A 17,763-nucleotide genomic window follows, 5' to 3' on the forward strand; every position below is an offset into this window, starting at 1 on the left:
AATAGAAAGTATATTAATAAAAAATAAAGAAATATGTGGATGGATTATTGCAATATAAAAGATATATTTTATGATTGGTATTAAGTAATTAAAATAAGTTTTTAGGCTTGACGATTTTAAATTTATACTATATTATAACAATAATGGTATTAAATGATTACAGAAAATAAACGTTTTACTCTAAAATTTAAGAAAGAGGAAAACTAAAGATTAATAAGAAAATAGAAACACTTATAGTAGCAGGTGTGATATTTGCTAACATAAGAAGAGAGAGTAATAAATATAATACATGTAAAAAATAAGAGGGATTAATATTCCTCTATTGTTATTTATTGTTCAATAAACAAGGAGGATGAAATGAACAAAAAGAAAATACAAGCATTCATAGTAGCAGGGTTAATATCTACAAATACATTAGCTCCACTTGCAGATACTTTAGTACAAGTAGAAGAAAATACAAAAGTAGGAGTAGAAACTAGAGTTAATTCAGTTATAAGAGCTGAAAAAGGTTACTTATATTTATCGGATATAGACTACGAAAGTGGGTCCAGTGCTGGCTATGGTCAAATAAGAAAAGATACTAATGTGGAAGGCAATAGCCTAATAAAATTAATAGTTGAAGGTGAAGTTGTTGAGTTTAACAAAGGTATGGCTGCTCATGCGAATTCAACATTAATATTCAATGTTGAAGCGTATAAAGATACTTACAGTAGACTTACATCTTATGTTGGCGTAGATGCTAGCAGAGGCAGTAATGGTAATGGAGTAATATTCATAATATCAACCTCTGACGACGGTGTAACTTGGAATGAAGTTAAAAGAACTCAAGTCTTAAAAGGAGATATGGAGTCTGAGTATATTGATATACCATTAAATGGAGCTAATTATGTAAGACTAGTAGCCAATAATAATGGAAATATGTCAGCAGATCATTCTGTTTATGGAGACTTAAAATTAGTAAAAGAAGACTATGTTCCACCATCTACTAACATAGAAGGGTTAGAAAGTTTAGCATCTTATGATGCTACTCTTAGGGCTCATGATATTGATTATAATATAGAGCATAATGAAATGACTATATTAAGAAGAGCCCTTGTTCAAAAAATTGGACATGGAACTCTTAAAAGAATGGCAGCTCAAGATCAAAAATACGCTAATGCTATAAATTATTTAATTAATGACAATACTGCTTTAAAATACTTTATGACTGGTGGCCCAGTGAGTATACATGGAAGTTATCTACAAAGTTTTAAATGCTTTAGTGATATATATGACATATATGAAAGTGAATTAAAGGACAGCGCAGATGACAACTTTAATTTAAGATTAGCAATAAGTATATCTTTATCACATGGATATATAGCGTTGCCGACATCTTGGCTTGACAAAAAAAGTAGTGCTGATGCAGTAGGAAGATATGAAGTATATCAAGAATTAATAAGCTCAGGAAGAATGGATGAAGGTGGAGATACTAACACTAATGGTAAGTGGAGCGCTGAAAAATTTAAAGCATTGCCTGTTGCAATGATGAGATGGGCTGTTGACAACAGAATGAACAATGATGAAATTTTATGGCTGGCAGATTTTGCTCTTAAACAAAAAGCAGAAGGCGCAAATTACTTTGATGCTTATAATTATATAAAATATACTTCTGGATACAATTATAATAATAGCATACTTTATGATCCAGCTAATTTTGAAAAGTATAATGATAAATACGGTTTTGATGATTACTATGATGATTATGGAAATACAAATATGAACCGACTATGGATGGTATTTGAGGAAGGAGCTGTTTGTGGAGGACTTGCTCAAACATATTCTAACTTAGCAGATACTTTTGGTAGACCATCTAGTCCTTGTGGACAACCAGGTCATGCAGCTAGTTTAACTTATGCATGGAATTCTAACAATCAAAGATATGAATGGATAATCCAAAATAATGTATCTGGTTGGACACAAACTAATAATCAATATAATGAGAGAATGTTAGGATGGGGAAATCAAAGTTGGATACATCATCATTCTGCAAGCTATACAGTTTTAGCAACTGATGCTGTTGTTGATGATTATGATAATTATGTTAAAGCTACATTGCTTAATTTCTTAGCAAACAGCTATGCTGATGATAATGAAACTAAAAGAGAATGTTATGAAAAGGCTTTAGAACATCAAGCAATAAATTTAGATGCTATGGAAGGCTTAATTAATTGTTACAAAGCAGATACAAACATGACAAGTAATGATTACTTTGAATTAGCTAAGAAAGTTATAAAAACCTACACTTATTATCCTCAAACTATGATGGATGTTTTAGCATTAATAGAAAATAATATAACTGATCCTAATTATGTTGCTCAAATAGATATGTTAAAATATGAAGCTTTAATTAAATCATCTAATGCTACACCAGATGTATGTAGTAATGTAGAAATGAATAAACATTTATCAGCTAAATATCTTGGAAATGAATCAATGGAATTAGCATCATTTTCATTTGATGGAGACAATGCTGGACAAATAGTTATAAATGAAAAGTACAATGGTTCAAGTATAAGAGTTAGATACAGTTTAGACGGTGGAACTAACTGGAAACAAACGAATGATCATATAATAGAATTAACAGAGCAAGAATTAGCTTCTATAACAGCAGAGAATGATATAAAAGTTGGATTAGTGGGCGTAGATGATGTATATACTATTGACATATTAAATGGTAATACAATCACACAGTCTACTATATATGCAAATGATAATGAAAACTTACTTTTAGGTAATGTAGAAAACCTTGAATTTAGTTTAGATGGTGGCACTACATGGTGTGATTATGTCACTGGAGTAGAAGGTGATAGCATTAATCCTAACGGAATGGATGCTATTAGAATTGAAGGAAATCAAAATGTAAAAGTTAGATATAAAGCTCATGGATTATATCTTCCAAGTGCAGAAGTTGAATATACATTCACAGAAAATACAGATACAGAAGAGAGAAAGTATATACCATTAAAGTATGTAAATCTAGTTAGCTGTAGTAATGCTAATAGCAATAATCACAAAGGAGAACATCTTATAGATGGTACAGTTAATACTGGATATCATACTCCTTTTAGACAAACAACAAACGATAAATTCTATATTGTTGAATTTGATAAGGTAAGATATATAAACTCTATAGAATATCAATCTAATGGTTTTAATGGTAAATTAAAAGATGGTGAAATATACACAAGCTTAGATGGTCAAAATTGGACATTATCAGGTACTTTCACTAATTTAGAAAGAAACCATACTTTAAAAACATTAGACTTAGACAGTCCAACTGCTACTAAATTTATAAAAATAGTAGCTACTAATACACATGGAAATAGCGAGGCTGAGAAAAACATGTATCTTGCTGGTAACATGTTAAACTTCTATGAAGATACTACAATAGTAGAAGATGAGCCGACTATACTTCCAGATGATGTTCCAGTACAAGATGTATTGCCAGATGACGAGGACTTAGATTTAGATATGAATGTAAAACCAGATCCAGTAATACCGGATGGAGATTTTGATTCAGATATGAATGTAAAACCAGAGCCAGTAGTACCAGATGAAGATTTTGATTCAGATATGAATGTAAAACCAGATCCAGTAATACCGGATGGAGATTTTGATTCAGATATGAATGTAAAACCAGATCCAGTAATACCAGATGAAGACTTTGATTCAGATATGAATGTAAAACCAGATCCAGTAATACCAGATGAAGATTTAGATTCAGATATGAATGTAAAACCAGATCCAGTAATACCGGATGGAGATTTAGATTCAGATATGAATGTAAAACCAGATCCAGTAATACCAGATGGAGATTTAGATTCAGATATGAATGTAAAACCAGATCCAGTAGTACCAGATGAAGATTTTGATTCAGATATGAATGTAAAACCAGATCCAGTAATACCAGATGGAGATTTTGATTCAGATATGAATGTTACTCCTGAACAACCACCAGTAGAAGAGGAGGAAATGCCTGATACTCCAGATACTGAAGTTCCACCTACTGATGAACCAGAGATAGAAGAACCTAGTCAACCAGATGTGGAGAATCCTGATGATGAGGAAGTAAATCCAGATACTCCTGAAGAAGAAAAACCTGAATTTAATCATAATGTAGTTGAATTAGTATCAGGTAATGGGCAAAAAGATAGTCCATTACTAATGATAATAAAAAAATCAGTAATGGTAAATGAATTAAATAGTTTCTTAACAGATTTAAAAAAATTAAATCCAATATTAATTTCTAAATCAATAGAAGGAGACTATACAGTTTATGAATTAAAGTTAGATAGAAACTCAGAGTTATTAGATAAAATATTTAGGACAAGAAATATAGATGATAGGGTATATGCAATAATAAAGATTGAAAATTCAAGAACTGAATTAGTAAGTGCTTTAAATGACTTTGTAAAAGAAGCAGATTCCTCTGTTGTAGTACCTGAAACTGAAAACCCACAAGTACCAGGCACTAATACAGAATCAAAACCTAATAACAATGAAACAGTAGAAGGTGAAATAAATTCATCCATTAATAATATAAGTGATGGAGACACTTCAACAGTAGAAGATGAAATAAATTCATCCACTAACAATATAAGCACTGGAGATGTTTCAACAATGGGAGGATATCTATTATTAGGAGCTACTTCATTATTAGGAGTACTAGGATTAATTAAAAAAAGAAATAAAAAATAGCAGCTATAAAAATAGAGCTAGAAGTTTAATACTTCTTGCTCTATTTTTATACACTACAATTTTTATTGAGAGTAGTATTGAATATAAATAATAATTATTTTGTGAAACATTTGGGAATAATATAGCTAATAAGGAAAAGTTTATAATGAGAAAATAATAATTGATAGATTAAATAGCACTTAGTTGAAGTGAAGAACTTATATTTATATGAATATTTATTTTTGTAAATAGATTATATAATATTTAATATAAAGTGATATAAAAATAAAGCTTGAACATAACAAAATTCAAAAAAATACAAATTGAAATAGGAGTGATTAAATGAGTGGTATATTAGATAAATATGATGAATCCATTAAACTCACTTATAATTACACATACAGAATGCTTGTTCATTTAAAAAATATAAGAGAAAACTATAGAAGATTAGAAAATGCAGATGAGATAACTTTAGAAGTATATAGAGATTCCATAATAAAAAAGTATGAAACATTAGAAGATTTAACATGGAAGTTATTATCTAAAATATTTAAAGCTGATGGAGTAGATATAAATAACCCTAGAGGATGTTATAAACATGCATTTAAAGAGGGATTAATAGAAGACATTATTGTTTGGAATGATATATTACTTGCAAGAAATTCAAAATCTCATATATATAATGAAGATGATTATGAAGAAATAAAAAATAATATAATTGAAAGATATATAGATGCTATAGAAGAACTTTTAAATAAAATATTAGTGGAGAAATTATAATAACAGTTAAAAGGGATATTTTTATATCTCTTTTTTGTTTACAATTAAATTTTATATGACTTTCAAATTACACAAGGATTTAATATAAACTTATAAAAAATACAATATATTCAGAAAATTACAAAAAATATGTTATAATAATTATACAGAAAAAGTATAATTATCATACAAATAAATGTAATAATCTATATTTAAAATAGCATTTTATTTAAGATTATTTAATAAAATTAAAGAGGTTATATTTATAGTAGCATCTTTTGTAGGGGCATATATTTATAAATAAATGGAATGAAAAGGGAGGAAATGACAATGACTTGGGATTGTGCAGAATTATCAAAAATATTAAAGAAAAATTATGGATCAAAAAAATTGGAGAAAAGTCTTATTGACTCTGGCAAATTAAAAATGCTTCCTTGGATTGCTGGAGCATTTGTTGGAGGGGTAGTTGTAACTATTGGTGTACAAAAACTTGCTAAGTATTTTTCTGAAAATGAAGTAATAATAGTTGAGGAATTAGAGCCTGATAAGGAAGAAGCAGTTGAAGATATCAAAGAAGAAGATAACAAGCAAGAGACTACTAAAGAAGAAGTATCTAATGATGAAAAAGATATCAATATAGATGAAAAGAAAAATTAGTTTATTTGGAGTATATGTACTTGTTACAGATGCTCCATTTTTTATTATATAGGGATATATGGCACAGTTAGATCAAAAACATCTTTTAAAAATAATTGTTAATTTAGCTAAGCTTTATAAAAAGAATTTAGCAACATATTTTTTTATAAAAATGTTGTTTAGAAAAGATAGAGAAGAGTTTTTTGATTTTAAATAAATTTTAAGGTAGCCAATCACTTAATATAAAATTACAAAAATAAATAAAAAAATAACAAAATATACAGAAAATTATAAAAAGGTGTTAAAATATTTATAAAGATAATATATGAAATCTGTTAACATATTAGGAAGCATAAGAAGGGGGGGATATCTATGGCAGATATTAAATTTGAAATTAAAGAAACTTTAGGAGTTTTATCGCAGTCAAATAAAGGTTGGAAAAAAGAATTGAATTTAATTAGTTGGAATGGTAGAGAAGCAAAATATGATATAAGAGAATGGGCTCCAGAGCGTGAAAATATGGGAAAAGGTGTTACATTTACAAAGGATGAACTTAAAGCTTTAAAAGATATATTAAATCAAATAGATTTATAAATAACATAGAAAGCTTCAATGTAATTCTTATTGGAGCTTTATTGTATGTAAAAACATAAATAACAATATAAATTATATATACAGAAGATAAGGGAATAGAGAGATTAATAATAAAAGAAATGGTAGGGAGTTAAATGGTTAATATTACAAAACAAACAACTATTAATGTAAATGAAAAAGCAAGCTTAATTTGGGCTACAGCTGATATAATTAGAGACTTATATAAGCCTCACGAATATGGAAAAGTAATACTGCCAATGACAGTAATAAAGAGATTTAATGATACACTTCTTCCAACAAAGGAAAAAGTTTTACAAGAATATGAAAAGGTTAAACAATTTGAAGTAAAGGATGTATTTTTAGAAACTGCATCAGGATATAGCTTCTACAATATTAGTCCTTTTACTTTTGAAAATCTTTTAGCTGATTCAGAAAATATTGAAGCAAACTTTAGAAGCTTTCTTGCTGGATTTTCTGAAAATGTACAAGATGTTTTAGAAAACTTTGAATTTGATAAAGAAATTACTAAGCTTGCTAATAACAATGCTTTATTCGCAGTTATTCAAGAGTTTAATACTCAAAAAGCATATATGGGACCTGATGTAATTACTAGCACAGATATGGGATATATATTTGAAGAATTAGTAAGACGTTTTTCAGAAAGTTATAATGAGCAAGCAGGAGCTCACTTTACTGCAAGAGATATTATTTATCTTATGACAGATTTATTAATATGCGAAGAAAAGGACACGCTTATCGAAGAAGGTGTTGTAAAGACAATATATGATATGACAATGGGAACTTCTCAAATGTTAGCTTGTATGGAAGAAAGATTACTTCAATTAGATTCAGAAGCTAGTATAAAAACTTTTGGACAAGAAATAAATCCTGAAACTTATGCTATAGCTAAGTCAGATATGATTATTAAAGGTGGAAAAGCTGATGATATGAAGCTTGGAAATACCTTAAGTGATGATAAATTTAAAGATTATACCTTTGATTATATTATTTCAAACCCACCATTTGGAATAGATTGGAAGAAAGAAAAAGCTGCTGTAGAAAAAGAAAATGCTCTTGGAGAAGCAGGAAGATTTGGTGTTGGATTACCTAAGATTAGTGATGGACAAATGCTATTTACTCTTAATGGCATTAAAAAGCTAAAGGATACTGGAAGAATGGCAATTATTCATAATGGCTCACCTTTATTTAGTGGAGATGCTGGATCAGGACCTAGTGAAATAAGAAGATATATTATTGAAAATGATTGGTTAGAAGCAATTGTACAACTTCCAACAGACTTATTTTACAATACAGGGATTTCAACTTATATTTGGATAATATCTAAGGATAAGCCTTTACATAGAGAAGGAAAGGTTCAACTTATTGATGCTTCTAAAATGTATGAAAAGAGAAGAAAGTCTATAGGTAGTAAGAGAAATGAAATTACTGAAGAATGTAGAGATATAATTATACAAGCCTATGGAGATTTTCAAAATAAAGAGTACACCTTAGGTGAAAAGACAGTTGAATCTAAGATTTTTGAAAATATAGATTTTGGTTATAACAAAATAGTTATAGAAAGTCCTACTTTAGATGAAGATGGAAATATAGTATATAAAAATAAAAAGCCTGTTGCAGATCCATCTAAAAGAGATAGTGAAAATGTACCACTAGATGAAGATATAGATACTTACTTTAAAAGAGAAGTATTACCTTATAATTCTAATGCGTGGATAGATAAAAAGAAAACAAAAGTAGGCTATGAAATACCTTTTACTCGTTACTTCTATAAATATGTAGCTCCACAAAAAGCTGATGAAATTAAGAATGAAATTTTAGAAATAGAGAAAGAATTAAATGGAGCTTTAAATGATTTATTTAAAGATGATTTTGAAGAAGAATTTAAAGATAAGTACAAAGAGGTAGAAGTTAATGAGTAGGGAAATGAAAGATAGTGAAGTTGAGTGGATTGGTAGTGTACCTAAAGAATGGAATGTTGGAAAATTAAAAAGTTTTTCTGAAATAAAAAGTGGAGATTATGTTTCAAAAGAAATGTATCAAGAAACTGGATCCTATTCAATAATTGGATCAAATGGTGAAATTGGAAAGTATAATAAATTTAATAATATAGATAATGTTATAGTTACAGGACGAGTAGGTACAATAGGTAATGTGCAAATAGTAGGAAAGAGTTGGATTACGGATAATGTACTTATTATTAAAAATAATGAGAGATACATTAATCAAAAATACTTAAGTTATGCATTAAAGAATATTGATTATAATAATATACAAACTGGTACTGCTCAACCGCTAATAACAGCTAGCAAAATTAAAGAAGTTAGATTACCTATTCCTCAAAAATATACTCAAATAAAAATAGCTAATTATCTTGATAAAAAAGTATCTCAAATTGATGATATTATTTCAAAGCAAAAAAGCCTTATTGAAAAATATAAAGCTTATAAGCAAAGTCTTATTACTGAAACTGTAATAAAAGGATTAAATAAAAATGTTCCTATGAAGGATAGTGGAATAGAGTGGATTGGAGAAATACCAAGTAATTGGAATAGTATAAAAGTAAAACATACATGTGATTTGAAAGGAAGAATTGGTTGGCAAGGGTTAAAATCAGATGAGTTCATTGAATATGGACCATATTTAATAACAGGAATAAATTTTAAAGCTGGAGCAATAGACTGGAATACATGTTTTCATATAACCGAAGAAAGATATAATGAAGCTGTTCAAATTCAAATAAGAGAAGGAGACTTACTAATAACTAAGGATGGAACAATAGGTAAATTAGCAATAGTTAAAAATATGCCATATAAAACTTCATTAAATAGTGGTGTTTTATTAATTAGGAATATAAGTGACTTATATATAAATAAATTTTTGTATTATATTTTAGCATCAAATATATTTTGGACATGGTACAAAATGAATCAAACAGGAAATAGTACTATACTACATTTATACCAAGAAAAATTTAAAGAGTTTGAGTACACTTTACCTAATAAAGATGAACAAATTGAAATTATTGAATATCTAGATAAAAAATGCTCAAAAATAGATAGTTTACTAACTGAAAAAGAGAAGTTAATTTTAAAGCTTGAAGATTATAAAAAGTCATTAATATATGAATGTGTTACTGGTAAAAGAGAGGTGAATTAGATGGATTACAAGGAGAAAAGGTTTGAAGAGGATATTGAAAGCTTTCTTTTAACTAAGGGTGGTTATATTAAAGGAAGTATGGAAGGGTTTAATGCTGAAAAGGCTATTGATATAAATACTTTAATTCAGTTTATTAAAGAATCTCAACCTAAGCAATGGGAAAGATATATTAGAAATTATGGTGATGATGCAGAAAATAAACTTTATAAGAGGTTTAATGAAGAGGTTGAAAGTCATGGATTAATTCATGTTTTAAGAAATGGTATTAATGATAGAGGTGTTAAGCTTAATATTGCTTATTTTAGACCAGAAACTTCTTTAAATCCTGATACTGTAAAACTATATAATGATAACATCTTAACTTGTACTAGACAATTTGCTTATTCAACAGAAAATCATAATACAGTTGATATGGTTTTATCTCTTAACGGTATGCCTATAGTAGCTTTAGAGCTTAAAAATCAAATTACAGGACAATCTGTTGAAAATGCTAAAACACAGTATATGTATGATAGAAATCCTAAAGAGCTGATATTTCAATTTAATAAGAGAATACTTGTGTACTTTGCAGTAGATCTTTATGAAGTATGGATGACAACAAAGCTTGATGGTAAAAAAACTTACTTCTTACCATTTAATCAAGGAAGCAATGGTGCTGGTAATGTAGGGGGAGCTGGAAATCCTGAAAATGAAGAGGGATATGCAACTTCATATCTTTGGGAAAATGTATTAATTAAAGATAAGTTAATGGATATCATTCAGAGATATATACACTTAGAAGTAAAAACTAATACAGTTGTTAAAAATGGTAAAGAGAAAAAAGAAACATCAAAAAGAATTATATTTCCAAGATATCATCAATTAGATGTTGTTAGTAAAATTGTTGATGATGTTAAAATAAATGGAAGTGGCAAAAATTATCTTATACAACATAGTGCGGGTTCAGGAAAAAGTAATAGTATTGCCTGGCTTGCTTATAGACTTTCAAGTATTCATGATAATAATAATGAAAATATATTTACATCAATTATTGTTGTTGTAGATAGAACTGTTTTGGATAGACAGCTTCAAGATACAATTTCTAGCTTTGATCATAAAGATGGAATTATTGCTTCTATTGGAGAAGGTAAAACTTCAAAGGATTTAAGAGATGCTATTAATGATGGAAAGAAAATAATAATAACTACTCTTCAAAAGTTCCCTATTATTTATGAAGAAATAGATGATAATAAGGGAAGAAGATTTGCAATTATAGTAGATGAAGCCCATTCATCACAAACAGGTAATTCTGCAAGAAAATTAAAGGTAGCTCTAGCAGATACTGAAGAGGCTTTAAAGGAATATGCAGAAATAGAAGGAAAAGCAGAAGAAGAAATTATAGATGACGAAGATAAGCTAGTTAATGAACTATTAAGTCATGGTAGACATAAAAACTTAAGCTTTTTCGCCTTTACAGCAACTCCAAAGCAAAAAACTTTAGAGATGTTTGGAGATAAGAAAGCAGATGGTAGCTATTATCCATTTCATATTTATTCTATGAGACAAGCTATTGAAGAAGGTTTTATATTAGATGTTCTTCAAAATTATATGACATATAAAAATTGTTATAAGATAGCAAGTAATACACCAGATAATCCAGAAGTACCAACTTCAGCAGCAGTAAAAGCAGTAAGACGATATGAATCTTTACATCCACATAATTTATCTCAAAAAACAGCTATTATTATAGAGCATTTTAGAGAGATAACATCAAAGAAAATTGGTGGAAGAGGTAAGGCAATGATAGTAACTGCATCAAGACTTCATGCTGTAAGATATTATCATGAATTTAAGAGATATATAGAAAGAAAAGGATATAAAAATCTTGATGTTTTAATAGCTTTTTCAGGTGTAGTTAAAGATAGAGATGTCTTAGGTAATGAACTTGAATATACAGAAGCAGGAATGAATACCACTAAAGATGGAAGAAAAATTTCAGAAAAGCAATTAAAGTCAGAGTTTCATAGTGATGATTTTAATATGCTAATAGTTGCTGAAAAGTATCAAACAGGCTTTGATGAACCATTACTCCATAGTATGTTTGTAGATAAGAAATTAAGTGGAGTTAAAGCAGTACAAACTTTATCAAGACTTAACAGAACTATGCCAGGTAAAAATGATACCTTTGTATTAGATTTTGTAAATACAGCAGAAGAAATACAAGAAGCCTTTAGACCTTATTATGAAGCAACAAAGCTAGATGAAGAAATTAATGTTAACTTAATTTATGATACTAGAACAGTAATAAGAGGTTTTAAGCTATATAATGACGAGGATGTAGAAAAATTTATAAAGATAAATTATAAAAAAGGAAAACAAAATTCTACTGATTTAGGAAAAATGACTAGTTTATTTAAGCCAGTTATAGAAAGATATAATGATCTTAATGTAGAGAAGAGATATGAGTTTAAAAAATCTATAAGAAACTTTAATAAATGGTATTCCTATATCATTCAAATAACAAGAATGTTTGATAAAGAACTTCATAAGGAATATAGCTTTACTGCATACTTAGAAAAATTATTACCTAAAGTAAAAGGTAAAGATATAGACTTAGAAGGAAAGTTAAAATTAGAATTTTATAAACTAGAAGAAAGCTTTAAAGGAGATATTTCATTAAATCCACAAAATGTAGAATCAGTTTTAGTTAATCCAAAGTCAATTGATACAGGTATGAAGGCAAATGATGAAGAAGCTACACTAGAAGAAATTATTTCTAGAATTAATGAAAAGTATCAAGGAATATTCACTGAAGGAGATAGGGTAATAGTAGAAACCATTTATAAGAAGTGTGTAAAGGGAAATAAAGCACTAAAAAAATATGCTGAAAATAATGATTCAGAAGTATTTGAACAAAGTATATTCCCAGAAGAATTTAAGAAAATAGCTCAAGCCTGCTATATGGAGAGTATGGGAGCGTTCTCTAAGCTATTTGAAAATAAAGATTTTTACAATCAAGTTATGGTACAAATAAGAAGAGATATTTATAAGGAATTAAGAAATAGTTCAGTTTAAGATTAGTAAAATAATAAGTATCTCTAGCAAGAGATAGATATAAAGTAATGGACACATTAAGGTAAACTAAGTAAACATAATATTTAGTTAAGATAGAATGTGTCCATTTTATTAAATACTTAATATCAAAGGAGGATATTATGTTTGATAAATTTCGAATGAAGGATGTTTTAGAAAAATACAAAAAAGATTTTGTTAGCATCCAGTGGCAGAATGAGAAATATAAATGGGAAGCAGTAAAATGCTTTCAGGATAATTGGGATATAAATTCTAAAGATTTTCCAGTGATGCTTGAGAAGGCATTATCGAAAACATATAATTTACTTTCTTCAATGAATAACTTTCCACGTGCAATGATTGAGTCCTTTGCTAAAATGGCACCAGAAGAGGTTAGAGCTATGTATATTAATCTATATAATGAGGATATTGATGTTGTAGAACGTATTGAGAGTTTTAAAATGCAATCAGAAATTTTGCTTGAGAAGTATGGCAATGGAGCCAAGCAGCATTATCAGTTTGAAAATGCAATAAGTATATATTTATGGCTTCGTTACCCAGATAAATATTATATTTATAAATTCGGTGAAGTAAAAACTGTTTCAAATGAACTTCAAAGTGATTATACATTTAAAAAGGGAGCCTATGCAGATAATATTCGTAATAGTATTAATTTTTATAATGAGATTTGTGATGAGCTACAGAAGGATAATGAACTAATTAATTTATTAAAATCTCAACTTACAGATAAGTGTTATAAGGATCCATTACTTAAAACCTTAACTATTGATGTTGGTTTTTATATTAGTAGAACTTACTCAGGTAAAAAGCCAATTGATTCTGAAGAGTGGTTTCCAGTAAACTATTCACCTAATCTTACTAAAGATAAATGGTTAGAATTACTTAAAGATAGAGATGTGTTTACAGATAGTAGCCTTGAAATAGTGAAAAGAATAAAGGACTATGGTGGCATGGCAACTTGTACTCAGCTTTCAATTAAATATGGAGAAACTAAGAATTTTTATAATTCAGGTTCATCCTCTCTTGCTAAACGAGTTGCAGAAAAAACAGGATGTCCTGTAATGAAAGAGGATAATGATAACTCTAAGTGGTGGCCTATTTTATATATTGGGAAAAAAGCAGATAAAAATACAGATGGAAGTTATATTTGGAAATTAAGAGATGAACTAAGTGAAGCACTTGATGAGATTAATTTAGAAGGTGTACAACTTTTTGAAGAAAAGAAAGAACTAGCTACACAGGGATATTGGTGGCTAAATGCAAATCCTAAAATATGGAGTTTTTCTGATAAAGCAGTTGGGGAAGTCCAATCATATACACTATATAATGATAATGGAAATAAGAGAAGAATATTTCAGAATTTCCTAGATGCTAAGGCAGGAGATATGGTTATAGGTTATGAGTCTAATCCAGTAAAGCAAATTGTAGCCATAGGTAAAATTACTTCAGAGCAAGATGGAGAAAAAATTTATTTTGAAAAAATAGAAGGCCTTTCTGTACCAATTGATTTTAGTACTTTAAAGAACTGTCCTGAATTAGAAAATATGGAGTACTTTATATCACCACAGGGAAGTCTTTTTAAGCTAACCAAGGGAGAATATGACTTTATTATGGATATTATTAGAGAAGCTAACCCTATTGAAAATAAAAAAGAAAAATTAAAAGCATATAATAAAAAGAATTTCTTAGAAGAAGTTTATATGGATGAGCAGAAATATGATACCTTAGTATCACTATTGAAAAATAAGAAAAATTTAGTTTTACAAGGTGCTCCAGGTGTAGGTAAAACCTTTGCTGCAAAAAGACTAGCATACTCAATGATGGGAGTAGAGGATGATAGCCGTATTGAATTTATACAGTTTCATCAGAATTATTCTTATGAAGATTTTATTATGGGATATAAGCCAAAGGATGATGGTTTTGAATTAAAAAATGGCGTTTTCTATAAGTTTTGTATGAATGCTGCTAACCACCAAGAAAAAGATTACTTCTTTATTATTGATGAAATTAATCGTGGAAATATGAGTAAAATCTTTGGTGAGCTTTTAATGCTTATAGAAAAAGATTATCGTGGAACAAAAGCAACTCTTGCCTATAGTGGTACAACATTTAGCGTACCAAAGAACCTGTATATTATAGGAATGATGAATACTGCAGATCGTAGCTTAGCTATGATTGATTATGCTTTACGTCGTAGATTTAGTTTCTTTGAAATGGAACCAGCCTTTGATTCAGAGGGCTTTAAAAAATATCAAGCTAAATTAAATAATGATACCTTTGATGAACTAATTGATAAAATAATTGACTTGAACAAATCAATAAGAAATGATGATTCTCTAGGAGAAGGTTTCTGTATAGGACATAGCTATTTCTGTGGACAAGAAATTTGTACAGAGGAATGGATGAAGGAAGTTGTATATTATGATATTATTCCAATGCTTAAGGAATACTGGTTTGATGATAAAAATAAAGTTCAAAGTTGGGAGAATATCCTAAGTGGTGTATTCAATGACTAAGGATAAAGGGATCTTCATTAAGAATATTTACTATATGCTAACATATGCCTTTCAGGTTCTTAAGCAAACAAATTATGATGAGATTGCATCAGAAGAATTTGAAAAAATATCTGACTTATTTGCAGCAATATTAGCAAAGGGAATTTCACAACAATTAAAGCAAGGTTTGCATAGAGAGTATATTACAAAGAGTCAACACCTATCAGTAATGAGAGGGAAATTAGATATTTACGGAACTATTAATAACAGAATCCAGAATAAACTTCTTCTTTCCTGTGAGTTTGATGAGCTTTCAGAAAATAATATATTTAATCAAATATTAAAGACCACAGTAAGTATATTACTTAAGGATGATTCTGTTGCAGTATCTAGGCGTGGTGAACTGAAAAAAGTTATGATGTTTTTTGATAATGTTGACATAATTGAGCCTACTACAATCCGTTGGGACAGGCTTAGATTTCAAAGAAATAATAAGAATTACGAAATGTTAATAAATATCTGTTATTTTGTTATAGATGGAATGCTTCAAACTTCACAAAAAGGAGTTTATAAGATGGAAACTTTTTCTGATGAACATATGGCAAAGTTATATGAGAGATTTATATTGGAATATTATAAACAAAACCATAAATATTTAAGTGAAGTAAAAGCAGCTCAAGTTAAATGGAATCTAGGGGAAGATGCAGATAAAGCTGTTATAAAGTTTTTACCTGTTATGCAAACAGATATATTTTTAAGATTTGAAGAAAAGATTTTGATTATTGATGCAAAATATTATGGAAAGACAATGCAGAAGCAATACGATAAGTACACATATCATTCTAATAATATGTATCAAATTTTTACCTATGTAAAAAACTATGACGTTGAAAATAGTGGGAATGTATCAGGAATGCTACTATATGCTAAGACAAATGAGGCAGTTACACCAGATGCTGAATATCCTATGGGTGGTAATAAGATTAGTGTAAAGACTTTAGACCTAAATGTGAACTTTAATTTACTGGCAAAACAACTTGATAAGTTTGTAGAGATACATTTTGGAGTTACTAATAAATAAAAGTGATTAGTTTTAGATATATAAATTATATAAGATATTAAAGATTACTAAGAAGATATTAAATAAGTAGATTAATAATTTTAAAAATTAGGAAGTGCATCAAAAATATTAGATATAATATTTTTGATGCACTTAAATGATTATCCATTTATTTTAAATTTTTTACAAAAGTCATTAACAACCCTGACTACAATATCATCACAATTAGTTTTTTCATTAACATCATTAACAAATAATCCTACTAAGTTTCCAAAAACAGCTCCAGTAGAATCGCTATCACCTTTATGATGTATTGCTAATTTTATGGCTTTATTTAAATCCTTTGTTTTTTCATAAAATAAAGCTGAATAAACTGCAATTGCTAAACACTCTTCTGCAACCCATCCTTCTCCTAGAGAATCATATGGATTTTTATCAGGATTATTAGATAAATACAAGGCAGAATCTAGTAAATCTATTATTTCTTCAGTATTTTCAATTTCTTTAAGATATTCAATTGCTCTTTTTGTAGCTTCTTGAATTGATAAATTTTCCTTTAGAATAATATTAATCATATAGGCAAAAATACCAGAGCTAACTGCAGAATAGTAATGATCATGAGTTATTAATGAATCTTTATAGGCTTTTTCATAAGCTTCTACAGAATCACAATTTAACATTCCATAGGGAGCACTTCTAATTAATGCTCCATTTCCTTTAGAGTCATTTTTTTCTCTTTCATTGTTATAATAAAGTTCTTCTAAGGATGATATGCATGTACATCCAGGAGCCATTTGTTTATGCATTCTTGTATCTTTATAAAACCAACACATTGGGTTCTTTATATCATTTCCATATGACTGTGTACAATACCATTCTATAAGTGCTTTTTTAACATTTCCTTGAGTTAAACCTTCCATTACAAATAGTGTCATTTGTGTATCATCTGTAATTTCATAATTATCATATATTACATTATCAAAGTCCTTAGTTTTAAATTCCAGGGGCTCACCTAAGGCATCACAAAGAGCTCCCATTTTAATGCTATTCATAATTCTATTCATAATAAATTCACCCCAAATATTATATAAATTAATTATAATTTAATGATAGTTTATTAATTTTCCTAAGTCAAAATAAAGAGAAAATATTATTAAAAAGTTATAATTTTACATTATAATTAGAAGTAAAGATATTATTTTTAATAAGAAAAATCTATTGACTCTTCCCTTAGAGGAGGGAGTATTGTTA

Annotated in this window: 11 protein-coding genes; 10 read left to right on the forward strand and 1 reads right to left on the reverse strand. The window is 28.4% G+C overall.

Annotated features, from left to right (window positions below; all coding sequences use genetic code 11):
• Positions 1-357: 357 nt before the first annotated feature.
• The 10 genes from ACQRD5_RS04345 to mcrC all read left to right on the forward strand — a co-directional run bounded on the left by ACQRD5_RS04345 (position 358) and on the right by mcrC (position 16,533).
• Positions 358-4,740 carry an NPCBM/NEW2 domain-containing protein gene (locus ACQRD5_RS04345; RefSeq protein ID WP_427746518.1) on the forward strand — a complete coding sequence of 1,461 codons (4,383 nt, stop codon included), beginning with the start codon at positions 358-360 and terminating at the stop codon, positions 4,738-4,740.
• Positions 4,741-5,061: 321 nt separating this feature from the next.
• Complete coding sequence (locus ACQRD5_RS04350; RefSeq protein ID WP_320900253.1) at positions 5,062-5,499, forward strand: HI0074 family nucleotidyltransferase substrate-binding subunit; 438 nt, start codon at positions 5,062-5,064, stop codon at positions 5,497-5,499.
• Between the two features lie 309 nt (positions 5,500-5,808).
• Entirely contained in the window at positions 5,809-6,135 is a 327-nt protein-coding gene (locus ACQRD5_RS04355; protein WP_427746519.1) for a hypothetical protein, read from the forward strand.
• A 58-nt stretch (positions 6,136-6,193) separates the two neighbouring features.
• Positions 6,194-6,331, forward strand: coding sequence for a hypothetical protein (locus tag ACQRD5_RS04360; protein WP_427746520.1), 138 nt, complete (start codon positions 6,194-6,196; stop codon positions 6,329-6,331).
• A 155-nt stretch (positions 6,332-6,486) separates the two neighbouring features.
• Complete coding sequence (locus ACQRD5_RS04365) at positions 6,487-6,708, forward strand: YdbC family protein (protein WP_427746521.1); 222 nt, start codon at positions 6,487-6,489, stop codon at positions 6,706-6,708.
• Between the two features lie 134 nt (positions 6,709-6,842).
• A complete protein-coding gene (locus ACQRD5_RS04370) occupies positions 6,843-8,648 on the forward strand; it encodes a type I restriction-modification system subunit M (protein ID WP_427746522.1) in 1,806 nt (601 codons plus the stop codon).
• Positions 8,641-9,885, forward strand: coding sequence for a restriction endonuclease subunit S (locus ACQRD5_RS04375; RefSeq protein WP_427746523.1), 1,245 nt, complete (start codon positions 8,641-8,643; stop codon positions 9,883-9,885). The genes ACQRD5_RS04370 and ACQRD5_RS04375 overlap by 8 nt, the downstream gene beginning before the upstream one ends.
• Positions 9,886-12,939 (forward strand): type I restriction endonuclease subunit R, encoded by a 3,054-nt coding sequence (locus ACQRD5_RS04380; RefSeq protein WP_427746524.1) that lies wholly within the window; start codon positions 9,886-9,888, stop codon positions 12,937-12,939.
• 140 nt (positions 12,940-13,079) lie between these two features.
• Positions 13,080-15,473 (forward strand): AAA family ATPase, encoded by a 2,394-nt coding sequence (locus ACQRD5_RS04385; RefSeq protein ID WP_316344025.1) that lies wholly within the window; start codon positions 13,080-13,082, stop codon positions 15,471-15,473.
• The gene (gene mcrC, locus ACQRD5_RS04390; protein WP_316344036.1) at positions 15,466-16,533 is read left to right on the forward strand and encodes a 5-methylcytosine-specific restriction endonuclease system specificity protein McrC; all 1,068 of its coding nucleotides are present in this window, start codon (positions 15,466-15,468) and stop codon (positions 16,531-16,533) included. The genes ACQRD5_RS04385 and mcrC overlap by 8 nt, the downstream gene beginning before the upstream one ends.
• 140 nt (positions 16,534-16,673) lie before the next feature.
• Here the strand turns inward: mcrC and ACQRD5_RS04395 are convergent, their stop codons facing one another.
• Positions 16,674-17,576 (reverse strand): ADP-ribosylglycohydrolase family protein, encoded by a 903-nt coding sequence (locus tag ACQRD5_RS04395; protein ID WP_427746525.1) that lies wholly within the window; start codon positions 17,574-17,576, stop codon positions 16,674-16,676.
• Positions 17,577-17,763: the final 187 nt, after the last annotated feature.

The sequence above is a fragment of the Clostridium sp. SGI.024 genome (assembly GCF_050315195.1).
In the GTDB taxonomy this organism is placed as follows: Bacteria; Bacillota; Clostridia; order Clostridiales; family Clostridiaceae; genus Clostridium.

What these genes read in the sequence shown, in the direction of transcription:
- mcrC (WP_316344036.1), top strand. Translation starts at nt 15,466, where the DNA reads ATGACTAAGGATAAAGGGATCTTCATTAAGAATATTTACTATATGCTA.
- ACQRD5_RS04375 (WP_427746523.1), top strand. Translation starts at nt 8,641, where the DNA reads ATGAGTAGGGAAATGAAAGATAGTGAAGTTGAGTGGATTGGTAGTGTA.
- ACQRD5_RS04350 (WP_320900253.1), top strand. Translation starts at nt 5,062, where the DNA reads ATGAGTGGTATATTAGATAAATATGATGAATCCATTAAACTCACTTAT.
- ACQRD5_RS04380 (WP_427746524.1), top strand. Translation starts at nt 9,886, where the DNA reads ATGGATTACAAGGAGAAAAGGTTTGAAGAGGATATTGAAAGCTTTCTT.
- ACQRD5_RS04365 (WP_427746521.1), top strand. Translation starts at nt 6,487, where the DNA reads ATGGCAGATATTAAATTTGAAATTAAAGAAACTTTAGGAGTTTTATCG.
- ACQRD5_RS04345 (WP_427746518.1), top strand. Translation starts at nt 358, where the DNA reads ATGAACAAAAAGAAAATACAAGCATTCATAGTAGCAGGGTTAATATCT.
- ACQRD5_RS04395 (WP_427746525.1), bottom strand. Translation starts at nt 17,576, where the DNA reads ATGAATAGAATTATGAATAGCATTAAAATGGGAGCTCTTTGTGATGCC.
- ACQRD5_RS04370 (WP_427746522.1), top strand. Translation starts at nt 6,843, where the DNA reads ATGGTTAATATTACAAAACAAACAACTATTAATGTAAATGAAAAAGCA.
- ACQRD5_RS04355 (WP_427746519.1), top strand. Translation starts at nt 5,809, where the DNA reads ATGACTTGGGATTGTGCAGAATTATCAAAAATATTAAAGAAAAATTAT.
- ACQRD5_RS04385 (WP_316344025.1), top strand. Translation starts at nt 13,080, where the DNA reads ATGTTTGATAAATTTCGAATGAAGGATGTTTTAGAAAAATACAAAAAA.
- ACQRD5_RS04360 (WP_427746520.1), top strand. Translation starts at nt 6,194, where the DNA reads ATGGCACAGTTAGATCAAAAACATCTTTTAAAAATAATTGTTAATTTA.